Origin of the sequence: Streptomyces chartreusis NRRL 3882, assembly GCF_900236475.1 — a bacterium.
GTDB classification, from domain to species: Bacteria; Actinomycetota; Actinomycetes; order Streptomycetales; family Streptomycetaceae; genus Streptomyces; species Streptomyces chartreusis_D.
Genome location: NZ_LT963352.1, coordinates 2,606,038 through 2,630,543, shown reverse-complemented (window position 1 = coordinate 2,630,543; position 24,506 = coordinate 2,606,038). Strand labels below are relative to the sequence as shown.

At 70.3% G+C, this 24,506-nt stretch carries 22 protein-coding genes and 5 tRNA genes; 17 read left to right on the top strand and 10 right to left on the bottom strand.

The features are described from left to right. The first annotated feature begins 12 nt into the window (after window positions 1-12). Window positions 13-1,596, top strand: coding sequence for an acyl-CoA carboxylase subunit beta (locus tag SCNRRL3882_RS11570; protein WP_010044623.1), 1,584 nt, complete (start codon window positions 13-15; stop codon window positions 1,594-1,596). 35 nt (window positions 1,597-1,631) lie between these two features. Then, entirely contained in the window at window positions 1,632-1,826 is a 195-nt protein-coding gene (locus SCNRRL3882_RS11565) for an acyl-CoA carboxylase subunit epsilon (RefSeq protein WP_010044621.1), read from the top strand. A 336-nt stretch (window positions 1,827-2,162) separates the two neighbouring features. Here SCNRRL3882_RS11565 and SCNRRL3882_RS42405 read toward each other — a convergent pair whose 3' ends face one another. From SCNRRL3882_RS42405 to SCNRRL3882_RS11520, 9 genes are all read right to left on the bottom strand, one after another. Continuing rightward, entirely contained in the window at window positions 2,163-2,354 is a 192-nt protein-coding gene (locus SCNRRL3882_RS42405; RefSeq protein ID WP_010044619.1) for a hypothetical protein, read from the bottom strand. A gap of 79 nt (window positions 2,355-2,433) precedes the next feature. Then, window positions 2,434-3,015: a GTP-binding protein gene (locus SCNRRL3882_RS11555; protein WP_014675207.1), complete on the bottom strand. Its 582-nt coding sequence runs from the start codon at window positions 3,013-3,015 to the stop codon at window positions 2,434-2,436. Next, a complete protein-coding gene (locus SCNRRL3882_RS11550) occupies window positions 2,996-3,574 on the bottom strand; it encodes a DUF742 domain-containing protein (RefSeq protein ID WP_029181511.1) in 579 nt (192 codons plus the stop codon). Before SCNRRL3882_RS11550 ends, SCNRRL3882_RS11555 begins: the two co-directional genes overlap by 20 nt. A gap of 94 nt (window positions 3,575-3,668) precedes the next feature. Beyond that, a complete protein-coding gene (locus SCNRRL3882_RS11545; protein ID WP_004983065.1) occupies window positions 3,669-4,082 on the bottom strand; it encodes a roadblock/LC7 domain-containing protein in 414 nt (137 codons plus the stop codon). Window positions 4,083-4,092: 10 nt separating this feature from the next. Next, window positions 4,093-7,416: a nitrate- and nitrite sensing domain-containing protein gene (locus SCNRRL3882_RS11540; RefSeq protein ID WP_010044610.1), complete on the bottom strand. Its 3,324-nt coding sequence runs from the start codon at window positions 7,414-7,416 to the stop codon at window positions 4,093-4,095. Window positions 7,417-7,793: 377 nt separating this feature from the next. Further along, complete coding sequence (locus tag SCNRRL3882_RS11535; protein ID WP_102514785.1) at window positions 7,794-8,369, bottom strand: GTP-binding protein; 576 nt, start codon at window positions 8,367-8,369, stop codon at window positions 7,794-7,796. Further along, window positions 8,350-8,745, bottom strand: a complete 396-nt coding sequence (locus SCNRRL3882_RS11530; RefSeq protein WP_010044602.1) for a DUF742 domain-containing protein — start codon at window positions 8,743-8,745, stop codon at window positions 8,350-8,352. Before SCNRRL3882_RS11530 ends, SCNRRL3882_RS11535 begins: the two co-directional genes overlap by 20 nt. Window positions 8,746-8,857: 112 nt before the next feature. Further along, the gene (locus SCNRRL3882_RS11525; RefSeq protein ID WP_029181510.1) at window positions 8,858-9,271 is read right to left on the bottom strand and encodes a roadblock/LC7 domain-containing protein; all 414 of its coding nucleotides are present in this window, start codon (window positions 9,269-9,271) and stop codon (window positions 8,858-8,860) included. A gap of 9 nt (window positions 9,272-9,280) precedes the next feature. Further along, a complete protein-coding gene (locus SCNRRL3882_RS11520; RefSeq protein ID WP_102514784.1) occupies window positions 9,281-13,108 on the bottom strand; it encodes a nitrate- and nitrite sensing domain-containing protein in 3,828 nt (1,275 codons plus the stop codon). Window positions 13,109-13,710: 602 nt separating this feature from the next. Between SCNRRL3882_RS11520 and SCNRRL3882_RS11515 the strand changes: the two genes are divergently transcribed. From SCNRRL3882_RS11515 to SCNRRL3882_RS11465, 11 genes are all read left to right on the top strand, one after another. Then, window positions 13,711-13,902: a hypothetical protein gene (locus SCNRRL3882_RS11515; protein ID WP_020270047.1), complete on the top strand. Its 192-nt coding sequence runs from the start codon at window positions 13,711-13,713 to the stop codon at window positions 13,900-13,902. Window positions 13,903-14,075: 173 nt separating this feature from the next. Then, window positions 14,076-14,852, top strand: a complete 777-nt coding sequence (locus SCNRRL3882_RS11510; RefSeq protein WP_010044591.1) for a fumarylacetoacetate hydrolase family protein — start codon at window positions 14,076-14,078, stop codon at window positions 14,850-14,852. Further along, window positions 14,845-16,329 (top strand): glutamate--tRNA ligase, encoded by a 1,485-nt coding sequence (gltX, locus tag SCNRRL3882_RS11505; RefSeq protein WP_029181508.1) that lies wholly within the window; start codon window positions 14,845-14,847, stop codon window positions 16,327-16,329. The genes SCNRRL3882_RS11510 and gltX overlap by 8 nt, the downstream gene beginning before the upstream one ends. Before the next feature lie 172 nt (window positions 16,330-16,501). Beyond that, the gene (locus tag SCNRRL3882_RS11500) at window positions 16,502-18,103 is read left to right on the top strand and encodes a hypothetical protein (RefSeq protein WP_158688447.1); all 1,602 of its coding nucleotides are present in this window, start codon (window positions 16,502-16,504) and stop codon (window positions 18,101-18,103) included. Window positions 18,104-18,277: 174 nt separating this feature from the next. Next, window positions 18,278-18,721, top strand: a complete 444-nt coding sequence (locus SCNRRL3882_RS11495) for a hypothetical protein (RefSeq protein ID WP_029181506.1) — start codon at window positions 18,278-18,280, stop codon at window positions 18,719-18,721. Window positions 18,722-18,750: 29 nt separating this feature from the next. Further along, on the top strand, window positions 18,751-19,482 hold the full coding sequence (locus SCNRRL3882_RS11490; protein ID WP_029181505.1) for an HAD family hydrolase: 732 nt from the start codon (window positions 18,751-18,753) through the stop codon (window positions 19,480-19,482). A 91-nt stretch (window positions 19,483-19,573) separates the two neighbouring features. After that, window positions 19,574-19,645: transfer RNA gene (locus SCNRRL3882_RS11485), tRNA-Gln, on the top strand. A gap of 40 nt (window positions 19,646-19,685) precedes the next feature. Continuing rightward, a tRNA-Glu gene (locus SCNRRL3882_RS11480) sits at window positions 19,686-19,758 on the top strand. A gap of 40 nt (window positions 19,759-19,798) precedes the next feature. Beyond that, a tRNA-Glu gene (locus tag SCNRRL3882_RS11475) sits at window positions 19,799-19,871 on the top strand. A 20-nt stretch (window positions 19,872-19,891) separates the two neighbouring features. Further along, window positions 19,892-19,963: transfer RNA gene (locus SCNRRL3882_RS11470), tRNA-Gln, on the top strand. Between the two features lie 28 nt (window positions 19,964-19,991). Continuing rightward, window positions 19,992-20,064, top strand: a tRNA-Glu gene (locus tag SCNRRL3882_RS11465). Window positions 20,065-20,240: 176 nt separating this feature from the next. On the opposite strand, the gene ndgR is transcribed toward SCNRRL3882_RS11465, so the two are convergent. Further along, a complete protein-coding gene (ndgR, locus tag SCNRRL3882_RS11460) occupies window positions 20,241-20,957 on the bottom strand; it encodes an IclR family transcriptional regulator NdgR (protein WP_010044585.1) in 717 nt (238 codons plus the stop codon). 197 nt (window positions 20,958-21,154) lie between these two features. On the opposite strand from ndgR, the gene leuC reads away from it, so the two are divergent. From leuC to SCNRRL3882_RS11440, 4 genes are all read left to right on the top strand, one after another. Continuing rightward, window positions 21,155-22,585, top strand: coding sequence for a 3-isopropylmalate dehydratase large subunit (gene leuC / locus SCNRRL3882_RS11455; protein WP_010044583.1), 1,431 nt, complete (start codon window positions 21,155-21,157; stop codon window positions 22,583-22,585). A gap of 5 nt (window positions 22,586-22,590) precedes the next feature. After that, window positions 22,591-23,184 carry a 3-isopropylmalate dehydratase small subunit gene (leuD, locus tag SCNRRL3882_RS11450; protein ID WP_010044579.1) on the top strand — a complete coding sequence of 198 codons (594 nt, stop codon included), beginning with the start codon at window positions 22,591-22,593 and terminating at the stop codon, window positions 23,182-23,184. Window positions 23,185-23,461: 277 nt separating this feature from the next. Beyond that, on the top strand, window positions 23,462-23,692 hold the full coding sequence (locus tag SCNRRL3882_RS11445; protein WP_010044578.1) for a hypothetical protein: 231 nt from the start codon (window positions 23,462-23,464) through the stop codon (window positions 23,690-23,692). 136 nt (window positions 23,693-23,828) lie between these two features. Then, a complete protein-coding gene (locus SCNRRL3882_RS11440) occupies window positions 23,829-24,467 on the top strand; it encodes an HU family DNA-binding protein (RefSeq protein WP_010044576.1) in 639 nt (212 codons plus the stop codon). The last annotated feature ends 39 nt before the right edge of the window (window positions 24,468-24,506 follow it).

Here is a 24,506-nt window from a genome sequence, read left to right as displayed (position 1 = left end):
TAAGGTCGCTACATGACCGTTTTGGATGAGGCGCCGGGTGAGCCGACCGACGCGCGCGGACGCGTGGCCGAACTGCACGAGATCCGTGCGCAGGCGGTGGCCGGACCGAGCGAGAAGGCGACCGAGGCGCAGCACGCCAAGGGCAAGCTGACCGCGCGGGAGCGCATCGAACTCCTCCTCGACCCGGACTCCTTCCGCGAGGTCGAGCAGCTGCGCCGGCACCGGGCCACCGGCTTCGGCCTGGAGGCCAAGAAGCCGTACACCGACGGTGTGATCACCGGCTGGGGCACGGTGGAGGGCCGGACGGTCTTCGTCTACGCCCATGACTTCCGCATCTTCGGCGGTGCGCTGGGCGAGGCCCACGCCACGAAGATCCACAAGATCATGGACATGGCCATCGCGGCCGGTGCGCCCCTGGTTTCCCTGAACGACGGCGCGGGCGCCCGCATCCAGGAGGGCGTCTCCGCGCTCGCCGGTTACGGCGGCATCTTCCAGCGCAACACCAGGGCGAGCGGAGTCATCCCGCAGATCTCGGTGATGCTCGGCCCGTGCGCGGGCGGCGCGGCCTACAGCCCGGCCCTGACCGACTTCGTCTTCATGGTCCGTGACACCTCGCAGATGTTCATCACCGGCCCCGACGTCGTCAAGGCGGTCACCGGCGAGGAGATCACCCAGAACGGCCTCGGCGGCGCGGACGTCCACGCCGAGACGTCCGGCGTCTGCCACTTCGCCTACGACGACGAAGAGACCTGCATCGCCGAGGTCCGCTACCTGCTGTCCCTCCTCCCGCAGAACAACCGCGAGAACCCGCCCCGCGCCGAGTCGACGGACCCCGCCGACCGCCGCAGCGACGTCCTCCTGGACCTGGTCCCGGCGGACGGCAACCGGCCGTACGACATGGCCAAGGTCATCGAGGAGATCGTCGACGACGGCGACTACCTGGAGGTCCACGAGCGCTGGGCCCGCAACATCATCTGCGCGCTGGGCCGGATGGACGGCCAGGTCGTCGGCATCATCGCCAACCAGCCGCAGGTGCTCGCCGGTGTCCTGGACATCGAGGCCTCCGAGAAGGCGGCCCGCTTCGTCCAGATGTGCGACGCCTTCAACATCCCGATCGTCACTCTTCTGGACGTCCCCGGCTTCCTCCCGGGCGTCGACCAGGAGCACGGTGGCATCATCCGCCACGGCGCGAAGCTCCTCTACGCCTACTGCAACGCGACCGTGCCGAGGATCTCGCTGATCCTGCGCAAGGCCTACGGAGGTGCGTACATCGTCATGGACAGCCAGTCCATCGGCGCGGACCTCACCTACGCCTGGCCGACCAACGAGATCGCCGTCATGGGCGCGGAGGGTGCGGCCAACGTCATCTTCCGCCGCCAGATCGCCGACGCCGAGGACCCCGAGGCCATGCGGGCCCGCATGGTCAAGGAGTACAAGTCCGAGCTGATGCACCCCTACTACGCGGCGGAGCGCGGCCTGGTCGACGACGTCATCGACCCCGCGGAAACCCGCGAGGTGCTGATCAAGTCCCTCGCGATGCTCCAGACCAAGCACGCCGACCTGCCCTCCCGCAAGCACGGCAACCCTCCGCAGTAACCTGGCGGACATCTCATCCACGGAGACTGAGACCCATGGACATCCCTGACATCCGCGTCGAGAAGGGCCACGCCGAGCCCGAGGAAGTCGCCGCCATCACGGCGATCCTCCTGGCGCGCGCCGCCGCCCGCCCCACGGACCCGACCCCGGCCCACCGAGGCCGCATCAAGGCAGGCTGGCGCCGCCTGGAACGCGAGCCGGGCTTCAGGGCCCCGCACAGCTGGCGCTGACCCTTCCAACGCGCTGACGGCCCCGTTCTCCTCCGGGAGGGCGGGGCCGTCGCTGTCAGCGGAAGTCGAGGGAGGCGTCGAATTCGAGCAGGCTGAGGTAGTTCACCTGCGGGCCGAGGCGCAGCTCGCGGAGATCCGGCAGGCAGCGGCGCGAGCAGGGAGCCGTCCGGCAGCCGCTCCAGGAGCCGGGCCACCTCCGCGCCGAGCGTGACCGTCCGGGCCAGCAGCTCGGCCGCCGCCCGTTCCTCGAACACCGGCAGGCTCCGCACGATCCGCACGTAGTGCTCGCCGCACTCGGCGAACAGCACCTCGTACAGCCGGGACTCCGCCTCGGGATCACGGCCTGCCTGCCGGACTCGTCCAGCCCCCGGATCTCGTGCTCCAGATACGGCTCCAGCCGGTCGAAGACGGCGTCGGTGAGAGCTCCGCCAACGACAGATGCCGCTCCTGCTGCCGCCGCCTGCCGCCCAGCCACAGGTCGGCCGCCGTCTTCGCCACGGTCGTGCCCAGCCGCAACGCCGCCGCCATCGCGCCCCCCTTCCGTGAAACACCTGCGGCCCCCACTCCTCCCACAGGAGGAACGGGGGCCGCGAGGCGAACGTGCCGATTACCGCAGGCGGGCCATCAGCGCGTGCTCGACCAGCGTGATCAGCGCCGACTTCGCGTCCGCGCGGTGGCGGGCGTCCGTCGTGATGATCGGCGTGTCGGGGCCGATCTGGAGGGCTTCGCGGACCTCGTCCGGCGTGTACGGCTGCTGGCCGTCGAAGCCGTTCAGCGCGATCACGAACGGCAGGCCGCTGTTCTCGAAGTAGTCGACGGCCGGGAAGCAGTCGGCGAGACGCCTCGTGTCGACCAGCACGATCGCGCCGATGGCGCCGCGCACCAGGTCGTCCCACATGAACCAGAAGCGGTCCTGTCCCGGCGTACCGAACAGGTACAGGATCAGGTCCTGGTCCAGGGTGATACGGCCGAAGTCCATGGCGACCGTCGTGGTCGTCTTGTCCCCGGTGTGGGTGAGGTCGTCGATGCCGGCCGAAGCTGACGTCATGACGGCCTCGGTACGCAGCGGGTTGATCTCCGAGACGGCCCCGACGAACGTGGTCTTGCCCACGCCGAAGCCACCCGCCACCACGATCTTCGCCGAGGTGGTGGAGCGGGAAGGACCGCCGCTAGAGCTTGCGAAGTCCACTGAGCACCCTTTCGAGCAGTGTCACGTCTGGCTGGCCGCCGGCGTTCTCGTCGCCGCCGGGCTGATGGATGGCGACCAGTCCCGCCTCCGCCAAGTCGGCGACGAGGATCCTGGCCACGCCGAGGGGGATCGTGAGGAGCGCCGAGATCTCGGCGACCGACTTGATTTCCCGGCAGAGGTTGCAGATCCGCTGATGCTCGGGCAACTGGCCCTGCATCTGGTGCGGCTGCGCAGTGGTGTGCACCAGCGCCTCGATGGCGAGCTGGTAACGCGGGCGGGTCCGGCCACCGGTCATGGCGTACGGACGCACCAGCGGGTTGTTCGACGCCCCTGCGGGCGCCGGCTCTGGGGTGCGGCGCTGCGGCTGCACGGGCTGGATGCGCGGGGCCGGCGGCTGGTCGTACGGCGACGGGCCGGGGCCCTGTGGCGCGTACGGCTGCCGGTGGCTCGGTGCGGAGGGGAAGTTGTAACGGTTCGGGTTCTGCCCACCGTCGCCCTGGCCCTGGGCAGGGCCGTACGACCAGTTGCCCGAAGACGAACCGCCTGGGGGTGTTGCCACTTTCTCCTCCTCCGACTGTGCCTGGCACCCATCGCTGTGGAGCCGCGTCCCGAAACCTTACGGCCACGGGACGCCAAAACGCACCGTCCGTCTGTTAGTTGAGCAGGCTCCCCTGGAGCTCCGCGCGAAGGTCCGGTGTCAGGACCGTACCGGCTCGGTCAACCAGCAGCGCCATCTCGTATCCGATGAGGCCGATGTCCGCCTCCGGATGTGCGAGAACCGCGAGCGACGAGCCGTCGGAGATGGACATGATGAACAGGAATCCCCGCTCCATCTCCACAACCGTCTGATTGACGCTTCCGCCCTCGAAGATCCGGGAGGCGCCTGCCGTCAGAGACGTCAGACCGGAGGCGACGGCCGCGAGCTGGTCGGCGCGGTCGCGGGGGAAGCCTTCGGACATCGCCAGAAGGAGTCCGTCGGCGGAGACCACCACCGTGTGGGACACCCCCGGGGTGTTGTCCACGAAGTTGGTGATCAACCAGTTCAGGTTCTGTGCCGCCTGGCTCATCGGGCTCACACTAACGCTCCTGGTTGTAGGTGCTGTCAGGACCGAAGCCCTGGCCGTTCGTTTCACTGCCTGCGTTGCGTCCGCGCTGTACGCCGCGACGCAGGTTGCTCAGCCTGCCCCGGACGTCCTCCGGGGCGCGGGAGACCTGTGGGCCTCCCTGGGGAGTGCTCTCGGCGGAACCCTCGATCAGGTTGGCCTTGGGCACCCGCCTCGGCAGGCCGGAGGAGGTGACCCCGCCCGCCTTGGGCTTCCGGAGCTGCGAGGCCTGCTGCCACCGCTCGTCGTTCGCCGAGCGCCAGTCGCTGTCGCCGTTGCTCTCCGGGGTGGAGGCCGAGGCCGGAGGCTCCTGGCTCGCGTGCCGGGCGCCGCCCGCGCCGTTCGCACCGTTCGCGGCGGACCCGCGGCGGGGAAGCCCGGCGTCGGTCAGCGAGGGTGCGGCGGAGTGGGCCGGTCCCGGACGGTCGAAGCCTACGCGGTCCTGCTCACTCGCGTCAGCGGCCTGCGCGGATTCCGTTTCCTGGGCCTGAGAAGGGTACTGGCTCGGGTAGCCGTTCTGGTAACCGTCCTGCTGCGGCCAGTCGTCCTGGTGGCGCCGCTGCTCGAAGGCGGGGAAGCTGCCGGGCCCGCCCGAGCCCGGCGCCGAGTGCTCCTCCTGCGCCGGCTCCGCATAGGAGGAGGGGTCCGGGTAGCCGCCGTTCGGCGAGAAGGTGTCGTTCTGCGGCAGACCGCCGTTCGGCGCGTAGTACTGCTCGTCGTACGCGCCCCGCTGCGGCTCCTCGTAAGCCGTCTGCCGCTGCTCCTCGTACGACGCCCGCTGCTGCTCCTCGTACGGTGCCTGACGGTCGTACGCGGCGGGCTGGTCGGGGTATCCGGTCTGGCCGGTGTCGTAGCCCTGGCCGGTGTCGTAGCCCTGCCGGCCGTGGAACTCCTCGGCGTACCCGGACGTCTCGGCCTGTTCCTGGGCGTTCTGGCCGGGCAGGGCGGGCTGCCCGTGCGACTGGGCCTCCAGGGCCGCCCGGCGCTCCTCACGCATCAGGGAGCGGCCGACGGGGTCCAGCTCGCGTATGTCGTCGGGGACGTCGGCGTAGCGGCTGTCGTCGAAGCCGAGCTCCGCCGCCGTGCGCATGGGCTGCTGGCTGAAGTTCTCGCCGCCGCCGAAGTTCTGCTCGGGGATGATCTGCGAGACGGTGAACTCGTCACGGTCCACGTGCTGCTCGCCGCCACCACCGTGGGTGATCGCGTCGGGCAGCATGACCAGCGAGGTCGTGCCGGCCTGCTCGCCCGAGGGGCGCAGCTGGACGCGGATGCCGTGCCGGTCGGACAGCCGGCCGACCACGAACAGGCCCATGCGCTGCGAGATCGCGGCGTCCACGGTCGGCGGGTTGGCCAGCTTGTGGTTGATGTCCGCGAAGTCCTCGGCGGTCAGGCCGATGCCCTTGTCGTGGATCTCGATCATGACCCGGCCGTCGGGGAGACGGGTGGCGGTCACACGGACCTTGGTCTGCGGGGAGGAGAACGTCGTCGCGTTCTCCAGCAGCTCGGCGAGCAGGTGCACGAGGTCGGTCACGGCCCGGCCGTGGATCTCGGCCTCGGGGACGCCCGACAGCTCGATGCGCTCGTACTGCTCCACCTCGGAGGAGGCGGCGCGCAGCACGTCGACCAGCGGGACCGGCTGGTCCCAGCGGCGGCCGGGCTCCTCACCGGCGAGGACGAGGAGGTTCTCGCCGTTGCGGCGCATACGGGTCGCGAGGTGGTCCAGCTTGAAGAGGTTCTCCAGCTGGTCCGGGTCGGCCTCGTTGTTCTCCAGGTCGGTGATCAGGGTCAGCTGGCCCTCGATCAGCGACTGGTTGCGGCGCGAGAGGTTGGTGAAGATCGCGTTGATGTTGCCCCGCAGCAGCGCCTGCTCGGCGGCGAGCCGGACGGCCTCGCGGTGGACCTGGTCGAAGGCGCGGGCGACCTCGCCGATCTCGTCCGTGGTGGTGATCGGGATGGCCTGGACGCGGGTGTCGACGCGTCCGGGGTCGGTGCGGGAGAGCTGGTCGACGAGCATCGGCAGGCGCTGCTCGGCGATGCCGAAGGCGGCGTTGCGCAGCTGGCGCATCGAGCGGCTCATCTGGCGGGCCACCGCGCCGGCCAGGATGAAGGCCAGGAGCAGCGCGACCACGACGGCGGCACCGGTGATGTAGGCGTCGCGCTGGGCGTCGTCGGCGATGTCGGAGGCTTCGCTCACGGCCTTGTCGGCCATGTCCGCCTCGATCTTCTCGTAGGCGTTGAACTTGAGCGTGTTGACCGCCCACCAGTTCTCGGCGGTGATGCCCCTCTCGGCGAGGGCGGCACGGGCGCTCGGGTCCGTGGTCTGCAGCGTCGCGACGGCGGAGACCATCGTCTCCGGCTTGGACGGCGGGGCGACGTAGTCCGGGTTCTTGGCCTTGGCCTCCCGGGCCAGCGCGGCGCCGTCGGTCCTGATCTTCGCCTCGGCCGCCTTGAGCTTGGCCGCGTCCTCCTCGGTACCGCCGCCGATGTACTCCTCGACGGCGATGCGCTCGAGGTAGGCGTACGAGGACAGGGCGATGCGCTGACTGGCCAGGTTGCCCTCGTCCGGGCCCGGCTTGGTCAGGATGTGCATGCCGATGGAGCGCTGCAGCGACAGGGCCGCCTTGGTGAGCTCGATGGCGTAGACGGTCCGGCCGTAGCTGGTGATGTTGCCGGTGCCGAGGCCCAGCTCGTTGGCGAACTCCGTCAGCGGGTGGGCGACCTCGACGTAGCCCTCTTCGGTCTGCACGCCCTTGAGCTTGGAGGTGTACGCGACCTGGCGCAGCGTCTGGAGCTTCGGCTCCGCCTCGCGGAACAGCTTCAGACGGCGCTCCAGGCCGGGCTTGGCCGGCATGTTCTGGGCCGCGGCGTCGAAGGCGTCGGCCGCCTCGTCGGTGGCCTTGCGGACCTGGGCGACGGTCGCCTTGTCCTGGGCGGTCTGGGCGCTGCCCTTCAGCAGGGGCGCCGCGGAGGTGTCGCGCTCGTTGTACAGGGCGTTGGCGTACAGCAGGGAGGCCCGCACCAGACGCGCGGTGTTCTCCGCGTCCTCGGCCTCCTGCCAGGTGTCGATCGAGCTCTTCACCTGGAAGCCGCCCATGACGAGGCCGACCAGCACGGGTATGAGCAGGATCGCGTTGAGCCTGGTCGCCACACGCCAGTTGCGCGGGGAGAGACGGCCGCCGCTCTGGGCGGGCGCGGCCGTCGGCTCCGAACCGGGCACGGGGGCGGGCGCCGCTGTGCGCGGCGGCGGGGTGAAGTTGCCCCGGGCCGACGGCTCGGGACTGTTCTTGCTTCGCCTCACTCGACCAACAACCTCTCGGCGGTCGGCACCAACGTTGTGCCGCAGTTTCTCAGAGCCCGGTACGCCATCGACTGACGTGTGCGCCATTGACTATTGGGCAGTTCAGGCATTCCAGCACGACGACCTGCGCTCTTCCAAACAGTCCGGGGTGGGGATTCCGAGGGATGTAAGCCCCAGATAAAACGGTCATAAAGAGCGAGCCCCGCCAAAAGGCGGGGCGATTGTGCGCGCAGCGAGACCGGATGTGCGCGACGCGTGGCCGTACCACCGGATTCCTCTGCCGAAACGTTATGAACACCTTGGCCGACCGTGTCAAAGGACACAGTCGGCTCCGGTACATCTACGACAACTGCCGTATGGTGCTTCCGAATTGGGTGCTACCTCAGCCGTGCCATCAGAGCGTGCTCGACCAGCGTGATCAGCGCACTCTTCGCGTCGGACCGGTGCCGGGCGTCCGTCGTGATGATGGGGGTGTCGGGGCCGATCTGGAGGGCTTCCCGCACCTCATCGGGGGTGTAGGGCTGCTGACCGTCGAAGCCGTTGAGGGCGATGACGAAGGGCAGGCCGCTGTTCTCGAAGTAGTCGACGGCCGGGAAGCAGTCGGCGAGACGGCGGGTGTCCACCAGGACGACGGCACCGATGGCGCCGCGCACCAGGTCGTCCCACATGAACCAGAAGCGGTCCTGGCCCGGCGTACCGAACAGGTACAGGATCAGGTCCTGGTCCAGGGTGATACGGCCGAAGTCCATGGCCACCGTGGTGGTGGTCTTGTCCCCGGTGTGGGTGAGGTCGTCGATACCCGCGCTGGCGGAGGTCATCACGGCCTCGGTACGCAGCGGGTTGATCTCCGAGACGGCACCGACGAACGTGGTCTTGCCGACACCGAAGCCGCCCGCCACCACGATCTTCGCGGAGGTGGTGGAGCGACCCGCGTCAGAGCTTGCGAAGTCCACTGAGCACCCTTTCGAGCAGTGTCACGTCCGGCGCGCCGGTGGCCTCGTCGCCGCCCGGCTGGTGGATCGCGACGAGACCGGCCTCCGCGAGGTCCGCGACCAGGATCCGGGCCACACCGAGCGGCATGTTGAGCAGCGCCGAGACCTCGGCGACCGACTTCACCTCACGGCACAGGTGGCAGATGCGCTGGTGCTCCGGGAGCAGCCCCATGAGCGCCGCGGGGTCGGCGGTCGTACTGATCAGTGCCTCGATGGCCAACTGGTAACGCGGCCGGGTCCGGCCGCCGGTCATGGCGTACGGCCGTACCAGCGGCTGGTCGCCCTCGTCCTCGTACGGCTCCGCGTACGGATCATGAGAGGCGGGGGGCGGGGTCATGGGTCCTCCGGGCGGGACAGCAAGTCGGTTCAGTCGAGCCGTCTGACGAGGCCTGTGGGGGGTGTGTGGCGGCCGGACGGTGATGTGGTGAGACGGGTGGTGCCGGGGCCGATCAATGGAGCAGACTGCCTTGGAGCTCAGCTCGCAGGTCGGGGGTGAGGACCGCGCCCGCGCGGTCGACCAGGAGCGCCATCTCGTAGCCGACGAGGCCGATGTCACAGTCGGGGTGAGCGAGGACGGCCAGCGACGAGCCGTCCGAGATGGACATGAGGAACATGAATCCCCGCTCCATCTCCACGACCGTCTGCGCGACGTCGCCCCCCTCGAAGATCCGGGAGGCGCCTGCCGTCAGGGACGTCAGACCGGAGGCGACGGCCGCGAGCTGGTCCGCGCGGTCGCGCGGAAAGCCCTCCGACAGCGCCAGGAGGAGACCGTCGGCGGACACGACGACGGTGTGGGACACCCCGGGGGTGTTGTCCACGAAGTTGGTGATCAACCAGTTGAGGTTCTGTGCCGCCTGGCTCATCGGACTCAACTAACGCTCCTGCTGGTGAGAGGGCCGAGGGAAGCTGCCGGTCTGGGTGGACCCGGCCTGACGACCCTGTGCAATACCGCGGCGGAGATTGGTCAGCCGACCGCGTACGTCATCGGGGGCACGCGAGATCTGCGGACCGCTCTGCTGGGGCTGCTGCTGCGCCGTGCCCGGAACGAGGTTCGCCCGGGGCACCCGGCGCGGCAGGCCGGAGGTGGTGACACCGCCGGCCGCGGGCTGGCGGACGCGCTCGGCCTGGCGGACGAGGTCGTCGTTCGGCGAGCTGCGCCAGCCGGCGGAGGCGGACCGCTGGGGACCGCCGGTCTCCTGCGGCTGCTGCGGGGCCGGAGCGGAGCCGTTGCTCTGCGCCGGCTGCTGCTGCTCCTGCTGCCCGTGGAACCAGTTGGTCTCGAGGGTGTCGTACAGCGGCGTACGCCCGTCGCCCGGACCGGTCGCCGGCGGCAGGGCCTCGGGCTCCTGCCGCGTGGGCCGTCCCTGCGGGGCGGGCGGACGCGGGGCGCCGAAGTCGGCCCCGCCGCGGGCGCCGTTGACCTGCGGCCGCTCGAACTGGCCCGTGCCCGCGGGGTCGGCCGGGGTGGCCGGACCGGGGAGGGTGGGCCGGCCGGAGCCGTTGTCCTGGCGCGGCGCGGGGTACTGCCCGGTCGAGCCGTTGTCGTAGGACTGCGGAGCCGGGTACTGCCCGGTCGAGCCGCTGTCCTGGCGCTGAGCCGGGTACTGGTCGGTCGAGCCGTTGTCGTAGGACTGCGGGGCCGCGTACTGGCCCGTCGTGGACGACGGGTCGCGGCGGCCGCCCGGGGCGCCGAAGACGTCCGGGCGGACGAACTGGCCCGAGCCCTGCGAGCCGTCCGTGCCGGGAAGGCCGAACCGGTCCGAGCGCTGGGGGCCGCGCGGGCCGAAGTCGGCCGGAGAGCCGGGGCCCTGCCGGTCGTCGTCGCGCGGGACGGCGGGGATCTCCGCCGTCGAGCCCGGGCCCTGCCGGTCGTCGATCCGAGGCATCGGAGAGGTCCGGGAGGCATCCGGCTCCTCGTGCCCGCGCGGGGTGTCCAGCGAGGCACGCGGCACCGACGGCTGGGCGTTCTCGTCGCTCCAGCTCGGCACGCGGGGCTGCGATTCACCGCCGCCGGGCAGCTCGGCCCGCGGACCGCCGCGCGGCGGCAGCTGCGGCCGACGACCCTGGCCCTGGCCCTGCTCGGAGTTGCCCGGGCGCTGCGCACCCCGGCCACCGCCGTAGCCGTCCTGGCCCTGCGGCCCGTTCGTACCCGCGGCCTGCAGTCCCTGCGGAGCACCGGGCGCCTGCCCGAACCCGGCACCGGCGGGAGCCGGGCGGCCCTGCGGGGGCGCGGGCGGACCACTCTGCTCGAACAGCGACGGGGACTTGTCGGGACCCTGCGGTCCGCGCCCGCCGCCCGGCCGGCCACCGTCCGCGTCCCGCCCGGGCAGCGCGGCCCGCGGACCCTGGCCGGCACCGAGCCGGCCACCACCGGACGGCGCACCGCCGCCGTAGCCGGGGCCACCGGAGCCGCCGGGCCCGAGGGCGCCACCGCCCGCCTGGCCGGCACCGGCGGCACGCCGGGCCGCGGCCGCACCGGCGGCGGCCTGCGCGGCGGCCGGACCGCCACCGCCGACCGGCGGCTGACCGCCCTGCTTGGGCTGGGGCTTCTTGCCGCCCTGGGCGACATCGACGGGCAGCATGACGAGCGCGGTCGTGCCACCGGAGTCGGACGGGCGCAGCTGGATGCGGATGCCGTGCCGCTGCGACAGCCGGCCGACCACGAACAGACCCATGCGGCGGGAGACGGAGACGTCCACCGTCGGGGGAGAGGCGAGCCGCTCGTTGATCGCGGCGAGGTCCTCCGGCGACAGACCGATGCCGGTGTCGTGGATCTCGATCAGCACCCGGCCGTCGGGCAGGGCGTGACCGGTGACCTTGACCTTGGTCTGCGGCGACGAGAACGAGGTCGCGTTCTCCAGCAGCTCGGCGAGCAGGTGCACGAGGTCGTTGACGACCCGGCCGGCCACCTCGGTGGTCGGCACGGCGGCCAGCTCGATGCGCTCGTACTGCTCCACCTCGGACGCGGCGGCACGGAGCACGTCGACCAGCGGGACCGGACGGGTCCACCGGCGGCCCGGCTCCTCACCCGCGAGAACCAGCAGGTTCTCACCGTTACGGCGCATACGCGTGGCGAGGTGGTCGAGCTTGAACAGCGAGGACAGCTGGTCCGGGTCGGCCTCGCGGGACTCCAGTTCGGAGATGAGCGACAGCTGACGCTGGATGAGGCCCTGGGAGCGGCGCGAGAGGTTGGTGAACATCGCGTTGACGTTGCCCCGCAGCAGGGCCTGCTCGGCTGCGAGGCGGACCGCCTCGCGGTGCACGTCGTCGAAGGCCGCGGCCACTCGGCCGATCTCGTCCCGGGAGTGCACACCGACCGACTCCACGGACGTGTCGACGTCCTGCGGGTCGGACTCGGACAGCTGCTTGACCAGCTCGGGCAGACGGTCGGAGGCGACCTTGGTCGCGGTCTCCTCCAGGCGGCGCAGCGAGCGGATCATGGAGCGGGCCACGACGAAGGCGCCGACCAGCGACACACCGAGCACGATGAGGATCAGCGCACCGGAGATGATCGCGTCGCGCTCGGTGGCGCTGCGCAGCTCGCGGGCCTTCTGTTCCATCTCCTCGAGCAGCGTGTGCTCGATGTTCTTCATCTGCTGGATCTTGGTGGAGCTGTCGTCCAGCCAGTCGCGGTAGGACCGCTTGTCCTGCTGGGCGAGACCGCTCGCGGAGACCAGGGCACGACCCGCGTAGGTGTCGGTCGCCTTGATCGTGGAGTTGCCGCCGTCCTCGATCGGCTTGAGCAGCTCGGCGGCGGCGTCCTCGCCGTAGATGCTCTTGAAGCTGCGGAGCTCGGAGTTCTGGCTCTCCAGGGCCGACTCGGCGTAGAGCCGGTCGTTCGGCGAGAGCTTGCCGGTCGTGGTGTTGCTCGCGGGCAGCGCCGCCGCCAGGGCCGCGCGCTGGATCGAGGAGTACTCCTTGGCGGAGGAGAACGCCGCGAGCGCACGCGTGCGCTGGATCATGTCCGGGTTGCTGGTCGCCTCGGCCATGTCCTGGGAGAGGTCGATCAGGTTCTCGATCAGACGGTGGTACGCCTCGATCGTCTGCGTGGAGTTGCCCTCGGAGGCGTAGGCGCCCTTGCGGATCTGCTCCAGGTCGCCGAGCTCGCCGGCGAGCTGGACGAGGTACTCGCGGACGCCCTTGAGGTTGCCGTCCTTGCTGGTGCTGTCGATCTCCTCGGAACTGTCGAGGAAGTTCTTCCTCGCCCGGTCGGTCTTCTCGCGAAGACCCTTGACCGTGAAGTCGGTCGCCTTGCCGCCGTGCGCGAGCGGGCCGGCCGACTGGTCGCGCTCCTCCTGGAGGGCGGCGGACAGCTCGGTGGCCTGCTTGGTCATGTCCGTCAGCAGCTTCATGTTGTCGAGCTGCTGGATGTCGTCCATGGACTGGTTGATACGCAGCGCGCCCAGCGAGGTGGCCGCGACCACCGGGAGGGCGAGCAGCGAGACCAGACGGGTCGAGATGCGCCAGTTGCGCAGGGCTATTCGCGGGCCGGGGCCCGTCGGACCCGCCGGCGGCTTCAGGGCCGGAGCCGGGCTCGCGGACCCCGCGGGGGCCGACGCGCCGGGGCGCCCTCCGCCGTCACCGGCCGGGCCCTGGTTCTGGGCGTGCTGGGGCGAGGGGCTGCCCGTTTTGGGGCCAGTCCCGCCGTGCGGCTCCGGCTCCGCCGAAGCGCTGCCATCCCTCTTGAAACGTCCCTGCACTAGCGTCGCAACCTCTGGACCAGGCGCCCCATCGCGTGAACGGCGGGGCACGGTGTCGGCGTTCTGGGGACGCCCTGAGTACGCCCCCGTGGTGGTCTTGAGTGACCGGCGCTGGCTCCCCCTTCTGGCCGCCACTCGGCGCGTCTGTGCGCCCCCTGTGCGCCGGCTCGATCCTGCGGCGGTCCGTGGCATTCCAGCACAGCACAGGATCTCCAACAAGGCTCGTAGGCCAGGCCGTGACATAGGTGACACCACGTGAGTGACGAATCACCGGACGTAGAAAGTGAGTTAGTCCATTTCGGGCGTATGCCCGCGAGTCGCCGAGGCGCGACGGGTGTCCCAGTCGCCATGATCAGCAGCGGAATGAGCGCTTCAGTGGGTCAATGTCCGTTTCGTTGGGGTGAGACACGAGCCCGGATTGACCGATTCGCCCCCTGAGTCGTGAGAAAACTCACATGCTGATCATGGCCACCCCGTAATCGCGCCGGGAATCCCATGTTTAGCCTGACGCTTTACAGAGATGGCAAAACCGACAACCCGCGCCTGTACGAGGGTCCTCCGCGCCCTCCCGGCGCCCGTCACAGAACAGGGTCAAGTAAACAGTGAAGACGACGACGATGTTCCACAAGATCGCCAACCCGCGACGCACGACGCTGGCGCACCTGGACGACGCCGACGAACTGCAGACGCCGGAGCAGCCGGAGCACCGCGTCGAACTCCCCACCCAGACTGCCAACCCCAAGCGCACCATCCTCACCGAGGTCCCCGTCGCGGCCGCCGCTGCCGCGGAGTGACACCGGGTAATACGCGCACCGGCCGCCGGATGCTCACGGCGGCGGGACAAGAACATCGAGGGGCGCCACCGGCGACGGCGGCGCCCCTTCGTAATGCGCGCGGCACGGACCCCTCCCCGCGTTAGCCTGGAGCGTCAGACTCCAGCCGCTTCAGTCAAGGGGCCAAGCATCCCGTGCGCATCGCCAGATTCTCCATCGACGGGAACGTCGCCTTCGGCGCCATCGAGGGCGAGCAGCAGGACGAGCTCGTCCTGGACATCATCAAGGGCATCCCGTTCGCGGACTTCGAGCTCTCCGGCACGAAGGTGCCGGTCGGCAAGGTCAGGCTGCTGCCACCGGTGCTGCCCAACAAGGTCGTGGCCTTCGGCCGCAACTACGCGGAGCACGCGCGCGAGCTGGGCAACGAGGTGCCCGACGCCCCCTTCGCCTTCTTCAAGCCGTCCACCTCGGTGATCGGCCCCGGCGACGAGATCCAGTACCCCTCCTTCTCGGCGGAGGTGCACCACGAGGCCGAGCTGGCCGTGGTCATCGGCCGGATGTGCCGCGAGGTCCCGCGCGAGCGCGTCAAGGACGTGATCTTCGGCTACACCTGCGCCAACGACATCACCGCCCGCGACGTCCAGAAGCGCGAGAAGCAGTGGGCCCGGGCCAAGGGCTTCGACACCTCCTGCCCGCTCGGCCCCTGGGTGGAGACGGACCTGGACGCGAGCGACCTCACCATCCAGCTCACGGTCAACGGCCAGCAGCGCCAGCTGGGCCGCACCAGCGAGATGATCCACTCCATCGAGGACCTGATCGTCAACATCTCCGAGGCCATGACGCTGCTCCCCGGCGACGTGATCCTCACGGGCACCCCGGCTGGGGTCGGCCCGCTCAACGTCGGCGACGAGGTCGCCGTCACCATCGAAGGCATCGGCACTCTCACCAACAAGGTTGTCAAGCGTGGCTAGCGCACCCGGCTCCCCCGTACGCGTCCGTTTCTGCCCGTCGCCCACCGGTAACCCCCATGTGGGCCTGGTGCGCACCGCCCTGTTCAACTGGGCGTTCGCCAAGCACCACCAGGGCACCCTGGTCTTCCGCATCGAGGACACCGACGCGGCCCGCGACTCGGAGGAGTCGTACACCCAGCTGCTCGACTCGATGCGCTGGCTGGGCTTCGACTGGGACGAGGGCCCCGAGGTCGGCGGCCCGCACGCGCCGTACCGCCAGTCCCAGCGCATGGACCTGTACAAGGACGTCGCGGCCAAGCTCCTGGACGCCGGCCACGCCTACCGCTGCTACTGCTCCCAGGAGGAGCTGGACACCCGCCGCGAGGCCGCCCGCGCCGCCGGCAAGCCCTCCGGCTACGACGGCCACTGCCGTGACCTGAGCGCCGAGCAGGTCGAGGAGTACCAGGCCCAGGGCCGTGCGCCCATCGTCCGCTTCCGCATGCCCGACGAGACGATCACCTTCACGGACCTGGTCCGCGGCGAGCTGACCTTCACCCCCGAGAACGTCCCGGACTACGGCATCGTCCGCGCCAACGGCGCCCCGCTCTACACGCTGGTCAACCCGGTCGACGACGCCCTGATGGAGATCACCCACGTCCTGCGCGGCGAGGACCTGCTCTCCTCCACCCCGCGCCAGATCGCCCTGTACAAGGCGCTGATCGAGCTGGGCATCGCCAAGGAGATCCCGTCCTTCGGCCACCTGCCGTACGTGATGGGCGAGGGCAACAAGAAGCTTTCCAAGCGCGACCCGCAGTCCTCCCTCAACCTCTACCGGGAGCGCGGTTTCCTCCCCGAGGGCCTGCTCAACTACCTCTCCCTGCTCGGCTGGTCCCTCTCGGCCGACCAGGACGTGTTCACCATCGACGAGATGATCGCCGCGTTCGAGATCTCCGACGTGAACCCCAACCCGGCGCGCTTCGACCTCAAGAAGTGCGAGGCCATCAACGGCGACCACATCCGCATGCTGGACGTGAAGGACTTCACCGAGCGCTGCCGCCCGTGGCTCCAGGCGCCGTTCGCCCCCTGGGCGCCGGAGGCCTTCGACGAGGCCAAGTGGCAGGCCATCGCCCCGCACGCCCAGACCCGCCTCAAGGTGCTCTCCGAGATCACCGACAACGTCGACTTCCTGTTCCTGCCGGAGCCGGTGGCGGACGAGGCCAGCTGGACGAAGGCCATGAAGGAGGGCTCGGACGCCCTGCTGCGCACCGCCCGCGAGAAGCTGGAGGCGGCCGACTGGACCTCCGCCGAGTCGCTGAAGGAGGCCGTCCTGGCCGCCGGCGAGGCCCACGGCCTCAAGCTCGGCAAGGCCCAGGCCCCGGTCCGTGTCGCCGTCACCGGCCGCACGGTCGGGCTGCCGCTGTTCGAGTCCCTGGAGGTCCTGGGCAAGGAGACCACCCTGGCCCGGATCGACGCGGCGCTGGCGAAGCTGGCCGCGTAACGCGAAGCACCCACCCGACGAGGGCGGCGTCCGGTTCGGGCGCCGCCCTCGCCGTGTCCGCCCAGCCGTCACCCGGAGTTCACCGTTCCGGCCAACTCCCGTCCCCGGAGGGGACATTGGATGCCCCCTGTGCACACGGTGCGCGTGTGTGTCCTGGTACCGGGGAGGGAACATGAGCCGTTCACGAAGACTTGTCCACGCGGCCGTCGGCGGGGTCGTGGCCCTGTCCTGCACCGTGCTGACCGCACCGGCGCAGGCGGCGCCCGATGCCGACGCGCCCGTCGGCACGGTGCGGCTCGCCACCGAGAAGCGCGTGACCGTCGACTACCCGTGGGCCGGCGCGTCCGGCTTCCAGTACCGGCCGGGGACCACCTCGGTCACCACCGTGGACTACCCCGACACGGTCCCGCCCGCCCACGCCGGCCCGGACGACCTGGCCAGCGGTACCGACGTGGTGAACACCCGCGACGGCCAGACCGTCACCCAGAGACACCGCTCCACGGGCGTCACCGCCACCGTCACGATCCCCACCGGCCAGGCCTACCGGGCCGCCGCGGGCTGGAGCGTGCTGACCATGGACGGCACCGGCGCCCTGCACGTGCTGCGCACCGTCGAGGGCACCCTCACCGTGGACACCCCGGTCACCGGCTTCCCCGCGGGCGCCCGGCCCGTCGTCTACCGCACCGGCGGCTCGGTCAGCCGCCTCGCGATCGTCTACGTGCTGGACGGCAAGACGTCCGTGGGCCTGGTCGACCTCGCCGACGGCGCGTTCCGCACGTACGTCACCAGCGACGAGGCCACCCCGCAGCTCGCCTTCAACGACCGCTGGCTCGTCGCCGACTGGAAGGCGATCCGGGTGGACGCCGAACCCGGCACCGAGCCCACCGCCCTCACCAGGATCGGCGCCCAGCTCGAAGCCGTGGTCGGCGACCAGCTCCTTCTCGGCAACCCGGACTTCGTCCTGGGCGGCACGGACCCCGCGCTGACCGCACGCTCCCTCGTCACCGGCGCCCAGAGCACGGTGCTCACCTCGTCGTTCGGCGGCATCGGCCCGACCCTGGACGGCGGAGCGCTGGCCACCGCAGGCCCCTCCAGCCTCGACTGGAACATCCACCGGATCACTCCCACCGACAGCGGCGGCCTCACCACCACCGAGGTGGCCCGGGTCCCCGCCGCCTCGACCGGGGTGCAGGGACTGGCCGTCGCGGGCGGCGAGTTGTTCCTCTACGGCGCGACGACGGCGGGCGGCGCGTTGCGCTACAGCGGCTTCCAGCTGGATGCCGACGGCCGGCCCACCGGCGCACAGACTCCCCGGAGCCCCGCCCTTGGCGCGTCCACCTGCCTCACCGGCGACGCCGCCTGCCCCCAGCTGGAGGCCCTCGGCGACGGCCGGGTCGGCTACCTGTGGACCAACTCCGCAGGCCAGGAATCCGTCCTCAACGTCGGCCTCGACACCACCACCACCCTCAGCGGGCCCACGGACGGTGACTCCGGCGGCCGCATCGCCGGCGGCACCGGCCGCTACGTGCTCTACAACGGCGCCTCCGGCAAGCAGCGGCTCGTGGACTTCCCGCGCGCCGCGACCGGCGGCGAGACCACCCTCACCCGCGACCGCACCGCCGCCGCCGTCTGGGGCCAGACACTGTGGACCCCGGGCAGCACCCAGGGCGTGGTCACCGGCCGCAACCTCAAGACCGGGACGACCACCACCATCGCCACCGGCGCCCCCTGCACCCCCACCGACATCCAGGCCGTCAACACCTGGCTGTACTAATCCTGCGGCGGCACGGCGGGCGTCTACGACCGCGCCACCAACCGGAAGATCACGGTCCCGGCCGACCACGGCCCGGCCCGCCTCGCCGACGGCTTCCTGCTCCGCGAGAACCGCACCACCCACGACCTGCTGCTCACCGACTTCCACACCGGCACGGCGACCACCCGCACCCTGGTGAAACTGCCGGCCACCGACCAGAACACCGGTGGCAGCAACGGCCGCTGGGCCGTCGACCGCTTCGGCGGTCACATCGCCTACCTCAACGGCACGTACGGCGAGGTCTCGATCGTCCCCAGCGGCGTCCCCACCTCACCGCTCGCGCAGATGGAGGCCCAGGTCTACTCGCCCTCCGTGATCGGCAGGTCGATGCCCTGGGCACCGGTCTGGCAGCTGAACAAGCCGTCCACCTGGACCCTGGCCCTGACCACGGGCTCCGGCACGGTCCTCCGCACGCTGACCGGCAGCTCCACCGGGGCCGCCGTACGCCCCGCCTGGGACGGCACCACCGACACCGGCGCCGGAGCCGGGTCCGGGCCCTTCACCTGGCGGCTCACCGCCCACCCCCGCGACGGCCAGGGCCCGGACCTCACGCTCTCCGGCACGATCACCCTGGGCTGAGGACCCGCGGCAGTGGGTACGGTCGGACCATGAGGATCCACGCCGTGGTCTGGGACGTCGACGACACCCTCTTCGACTACACCACCGCCGACCGCCTCGGCATGAGCGCCCACCTGACCGCCGAGGGCCTGCTCGACGACTACGACACCGTCGAGCAGGCCATCGCCCGCTGGCGGGAGATCACCGACGTGCAGTGGGCGCGCTTCGCGGCCGGTGAGGCCACCTTCGAGGACCAGCGGCGCGACCGCGTACGAGTGTTCCTCGGCCAGGACCTCACCGACGCCGAGGCCGACGCGTGGTTCCAGCGGTACATCACCCACTACGAGGCGGTCTGGGCCCTCTTCCCGGACGTCCTGCCCGTCCTCGACGCCCTCGCCGCCAGCCACCGACACGCCGTGCTGTCCAACTCCAGCCTCCACGTCCAGGACCGCAAACTGCGCGTCCTCGGCGTCCACGACCGCTTCGAGAGCATCCTGTGCGCGGCCGAGCTCGGCGTCTCCAAACCCGAGGCCCGCGCGTTCCTCGCCGCCTGCGAGGCCCTCGGCCTGCCGCCGCACCAGGTCGCCTACGTCGGCGACCACCCGGAGATCGACGGACGGGGTGCCGCCGACGCCGGGCTGCTGTCGGTGTGGATCGACCGCGGGGGCGCGTACGCCACCATCGATCCGCCCGTCGGGCCGCACCGCATCGCCTCCCTCGCCGAACTGCCGTCTCTGCTCGGCACGGATAGTCGTTTTGGAGCCCCGTCCACCTTCAGGTAATGTTCTTCCTGCGCCGCGGGGAGCGGGCCGGAAGGCAGGAGCCCCAGGCGCAGTACTAGAACAAAATCCCCCTCAGGGGCTTGCGTTCCAGTGGCCTATGGTGTAATTGGCAGCACGACTGATTCTGGTTCAGTTAGTCTTGGTTCGAGTCCAGGTAGGCCAGCTCGCAGAGCTCATCTGCACCAGCGGATTCCGATCCGCAAGCCCCCGTTGTGTAGCGGCCTAGCACGCTGCCCTCTCAAGGCAGTAGCGCCGGTTCGAATCCGGTCGGGGGTACTGGTTCCGAAAGATCGACGATCATCTCGGGACTGCTAGGGCCCCCGTTGTGTAGCGGCCTAGCACGCCGCCCTCTCAAGGCGGTAGCGCCGGTTCGAATCCGGTCGGGGGTACTGACTGGTCTAAACCACATTGGTCTATGGTGTAATTGGCAGCACGACTGATTCTGGTTCAGTTAGTCTTGGTTCGAGTCCAGGTAGACCAGCTCGGACCTGCGGAAACGCAGAGTCCACGCCCCCGTTGTGTAGCGGCCTAGCACGCCGCCCTCTCAAGGCGGTAGCGCCGGTTCGAATCCGGTCGGGGGTACACATGACGAAGGCCCCTCACCTCGGTGAGGGGCCTTCTGTGTACGCCCTGAAGGGGCGCGGGGAACTGCGCGATCAACCACTGAGGGCCGGCGGCCGACATGAAAGCCCGAGCTGCCATGGCGCCTGGTCGGGGAAAGCCTGCCGCGGCGTTGAGGCCGACCTTCCCCGAAACGCTCAGCCCGTGCGCCGAAGGGCCTCGGAGAGGCGCCCCGCCGCATCGATCACGGCCTGGGCGTGCATCCGGCCCGGGTGCCGCGTGAGGCGCTCGATGGGGCCGGACACCGACACGGCGGCAACCACACGGTTGGACGGCCCCCGCACCGGCGCGGAAACGGACGCCACCCCCGGCTCGCGCTCACCGATCGACTGTGCCCAGCCCCGCCGCCGTACGCCCGACAGGGCCGTCGCCGTGAAGCGCGCGCCCTGCAGGCCGCGGTGCAACCGCTCCGGCTCCTCCCAGGCCAGCAGGATCTGCGCCGAGGAGCCGGCCTTCATGGTGAGCGTCGAACCGACCGGGACGGTGTCCCGCAGTCCGGACAGACGCTCCGCCGCGGCGACGCAGATGCGCATGTCGCCCTGGCGGCGGTAGAGCTGCGCGCTCTCGCCCGTGACGTCACGGAGGTGGGTGAGCACCGGGCCCGCGGTGGCGAGGAGACGGTCCTCACCCGCGGCCGCGGCCAGTTCCGCCAGGCGAGGGCCGAGAATGAAACGGCCCTGCATGTCGCGCGCCACCATGCGGTGGTGTTCCAGCGCCACGGCCAGGCGGTGGGCCGTGGGTCGTGCCAGTCCGGTGGCGCCGACCAGGCCCGCGAGGGTGGCCGGACCGGACTCCAGAGCGCTCAGGACGAGGGCCGCCTTGTCCAGAACGCCGACGCCGCTACTGTTGTCCATGAAACGATACTCGCGTCTCACTCTGTGAAACGCAAGTTCAAATTCTCGTGGAACCCGCCACTCTGGAAGACACGAAGTCACAGCGGCCCGTGACGTACGGGCCTGGCGGCGGTTGCCCGGAAACGCAGGGGCGCGGGCCCGCCTCCTCAAGATCTCTAGTTGGGCCGGCGGATCGTCGTCGGCCGGAGGGAACAGCGATGGGTAGGACACTCGCGGAGAAAGTCTGGGACGACCATGTCGTCCGGCGCGCGGAGGGCGAGCCCGACCTTCTCTTCATCGATCTGCACCTGCTGCACGAGGTGACCAGCCCGCAGGCCTTCGACGGCCTCCGCAAGAGCGGCCGCAAGGTGCGGCGCCTCGACCTCACCATCGCGACCGAGGACCACAACACCCCCACCCTCGACATCGACAAGCCGATCGCGGATCCGGTCTCCCGGGTCCAGCTGGAGACGCTGCGCAAGAACGCCGCCGACTTCGGCGTGCGGCTGCACCCGCTGGGCGACGTCGAGCAGGGCGTCGTGCACGTCGTCGGTCCGCAGCTGGGCCTGACCCAGCCGGGCACCACCGTCGTCTGCGGCGACTCCCACACCTCCACGCACGGCGCCTTCGGCGCGCTGGCGTTCGGCATCGGCACCTCCCAGGTGGAGCACGTGCTGGCCACCCAGACGCTGCCGATGTCCCGCCCGAAGACCATGGCGATCACGGTCAACGGCGAACTGCCCGAGGGTGTCACCGCCAAGGACCTGATCCTGGCGATCATCGCGAAGATCGGCACCGGCGGCGGCCAGGGCTACGTCCTGGAGTACCGCGGCGAGGCCATCGAGAAGCTCTCGATGGAAGCGCGCATGACCATCTGCAACATGTCGATCGAGGCCGGCGCCCGCGCGGGCATGATCGCCCCGGACGAGACCACCTTCGCGTACCTCAAGGGCCGTCCGCACGCCCCCGAGGGCGCGGACTGGGACGCCGCCGTCGAGTACTGGAAGACGCTGAGGACGGACGAGGACGCCGAGTTCGACGCCGAGGTCGTCATCGAGGCCGCCGAACTGTCGCCGTTCGTCACCTGGGGCACCAACCCCGGCCAGGGCGCACCGCTTTCGGCGTCCGTCCCCGACCCTGCTTCGTACGAAGACGCATCGGAGCGCTACGCCGCCGAAAAGGCCCTGGAATACATGGGGTTGGAGGCCGGTCAGCCGCTGCGCTCCATCAAGGTGGACACCGTCTTCGTAGGCTCCTGCACCAACGGCCGCATCGAGGACCTGCGCGCCGCGGCCGAGCTGCTCAAGGGCCGCAAAGTCGCCGACGGCGTACGGATGCTGGTCGTCCCGGGCTCCGCGCGGGTCGGTCTCCAGGCCGTCTCCGAGGGTCTGGACGTCGTCTTCAAGGAGGCCGGCGCCGAGTGGCGGCACGCGGGCTGCTCGATGTGTCTGGGCATGAACCCCGACCAGCTGGCCCCGGGCGAGCGCTCCGCGTCCACCTCCAACCGCAACTTCGAGGGCCGGCAGGGCAAGGGCGGCCGGACGCACCTGGTGTCGCCGCAGGTCGCGGCCGCTACCGCCGTCCTGGGCCACCTGGCCTCCCCGGCCGACCTGTCCGCCGCCGACACCCGTACGCCCGCTGGAGTCTGAGAACCATGGAAGCCTTCACCACCCACACCGGCCGGGCCGTCCCGCTGCGCCGCAGCAACGTCGACACCGACCAGATCATTCCTGCCCACTGGCTCAAGAAGGTCACGCGGGACGGGTTCGAGGACGGGCTGTTCGAGGCCTGGCGCAAGGACGCGTCGTTCGTGCTCAACCAGCCCGAGCGGCAGGGCGCGACCGTCCTGGTCGCCGGCCCCGACTTCGGTACCGGCTCCTCCCGCGAGCACGCCGTCTGGGCGCTGCAGAACTACGGCTTCAAGGCCGTGATCTCCTCCCGCTTCGCCGACATCTTCCGCGGCAACTCGCTCAAGAACGGCCTGCTCACGGTCGTTCTGGAGCAGAAGATCGTGGACGCGCTGTGGGAGCTCACCGAGAAGGACCCGCAGGCCGAGATCACCGTCGACCTGGTCGCCCGCGAGGTCCGCGCCGAGGGCATCACCGCCTCCTTCGAGCTGGACGAGAACGCCCGCTGGCGGCTGCTGAACGGCCTCGACGACATCTCGATCACGCTCCAGAACGAGGCGGACATCGCCGCGTACGAGGCGAAGCGCCCGTCGTTCAAGCCGCGGACGCTCCCGGTCTGATCCGGAGCACGATCCGCCGCCCCTGAACAAGGCGACTTTCGGCCACCGCAACACCCCCTCCGTACCCCCGATCAGCCCGATCGGGGGTACAGCCGTTTCTGCACCCGAACGGCCCTGCCCGCCCTGACCCGGCCCATCAACTTCCCACGTTATGCCGGTGGTTGTTGGGGTACGCGAGGTGTACAGCCGTGACCTCCGTGTGCGCCCGGAAGGCCGTTTGAGGCGGCAGTTGTCCCCTGCGCAGGCGACAACTCGCCCCAGATGGCACAATCTGTGCATGGAACACGACGGCCAACTCGAGCTCTATGCGGCAGTCGCGGACCAACTCAAGGAAGCGCACGCAAGGGTGCGCGCACTGCAAGTCCCGGAGGGCGTACGGATGGCGCTGACCCGGAAGCTGCTGGTCATTACGGCCGCGGCCAAGCACGATCTCGCCGACGCGGCAAGGCGGCTGGATCGGTTCACCGCGGACCTCGACGAGGGACGTCTCCCCGACGAGGAACGCTGAACCGGACGACACCGTCGAGTTCGCTGCGGCACAAGGGTGATAAGCCCGTTTCGTGTTTGATTTGCGGTATATATCTGCCTAACGTGCGAAAAAGCTTGAACACTTTCGTTCTGGCGATGTCTCCGAAGGGGAAGACGTGAACAAGGCGCAGCTCGTAGAAGCGATTGCCGACAAGATGGGCGGCCGACAGCAGGCCGCCGACGCTGTCGACCATGTACTGGACGCCATCGTCCGCGCGGTCGTCGCTGGTGAGAGGGTCTCCGTCACCGGCTTCGGTTCCTTCGAGAAGGTCGACCGTCCGGCCCGCTACGCCCGTAACCCCCAGACGGGCGAGCGGGTTCGGGTCAAGAAGACCTCCGTTCCGCGCTTCCGCGCGGGCCAGGGCTTCAAGGACCTGGTCAGCGGCTCGAAGAAGCTGCCGCGTGGCGGCGAGGTCTCCGTCAAGAAGGCGCCCAAGGGCAGCCTGACCGGCGGCGCCGGCGCGACGGTCAAGAAGGCCGCCGCGAAGAAGGCGACCAGCAAGACGGCCGCCGCGAAGAAGACCACGGCGAAGAAGACGACCGCGAAGAAGGCCACCACCAAGACGGCGGCGGCCAAGAAGACCACGGCGAAGAAGGCCCCGGCCAAGAAGACCACCACGGCCAAGACCACCGCCGCGAAGAAGACCACCGCCAAGAAGGCACCGGCGAAGAAGGCGACCGCCAAGAAGGCGCCCGCCAAGAAGTCGACGGCGCGCAAGACCACCGCGAAGAAGACCACCGCCCGCAAGAAGTAGGGGCGCAGGGGCACTCACGCGCCGGGCCGGACTCCGTAC

Coding starts and splice junctions, on each gene's coding strand:
- SCNRRL3882_RS11570 (WP_010044623.1), top strand. CDS start 13: ATGACCGTTTTGGATGAGGCGCCGGGTGAGCCGACCGACGCGCGCGGA.
- SCNRRL3882_RS11565 (WP_010044621.1), top strand. CDS start 1,632: ATGGACATCCCTGACATCCGCGTCGAGAAGGGCCACGCCGAGCCCGAG.
- SCNRRL3882_RS42405 (WP_010044619.1), bottom strand. CDS start 2,354: ATGGCGGCGGCGTTGCGGCTGGGCACGACCGTGGCGAAGACGGCGGCC.
- SCNRRL3882_RS11545 (WP_004983065.1), bottom strand. CDS start 4,082: ATGAGCCAGGCGGCACAGAACCTGAACTGGTTGATCACCAACTTCGTG.
- SCNRRL3882_RS11530 (WP_010044602.1), bottom strand. CDS start 8,745: ATGACCCCGCCCCCCGCCTCTCATGATCCGTACGCGGAGCCGTACGAG.
- SCNRRL3882_RS11525 (WP_029181510.1), bottom strand. CDS start 9,271: ATGAGCCAGGCGGCACAGAACCTCAACTGGTTGATCACCAACTTCGTG.
- SCNRRL3882_RS11500 (WP_158688447.1), top strand. CDS start 16,502: ATGAGCCGTTCACGAAGACTTGTCCACGCGGCCGTCGGCGGGGTCGTG.
- SCNRRL3882_RS11490 (WP_029181505.1), top strand. CDS start 18,751: ATGAGGATCCACGCCGTGGTCTGGGACGTCGACGACACCCTCTTCGAC.
- ndgR (WP_010044585.1), bottom strand. CDS start 20,957: ATGGACAACAGTAGCGGCGTCGGCGTTCTGGACAAGGCGGCCCTCGTC.
- leuC (WP_010044583.1), top strand. CDS start 21,155: ATGGGTAGGACACTCGCGGAGAAAGTCTGGGACGACCATGTCGTCCGG.
- leuD (WP_010044579.1), top strand. CDS start 22,591: ATGGAAGCCTTCACCACCCACACCGGCCGGGCCGTCCCGCTGCGCCGC.
- SCNRRL3882_RS11445 (WP_010044578.1), top strand. CDS start 23,462: ATGGAACACGACGGCCAACTCGAGCTCTATGCGGCAGTCGCGGACCAA.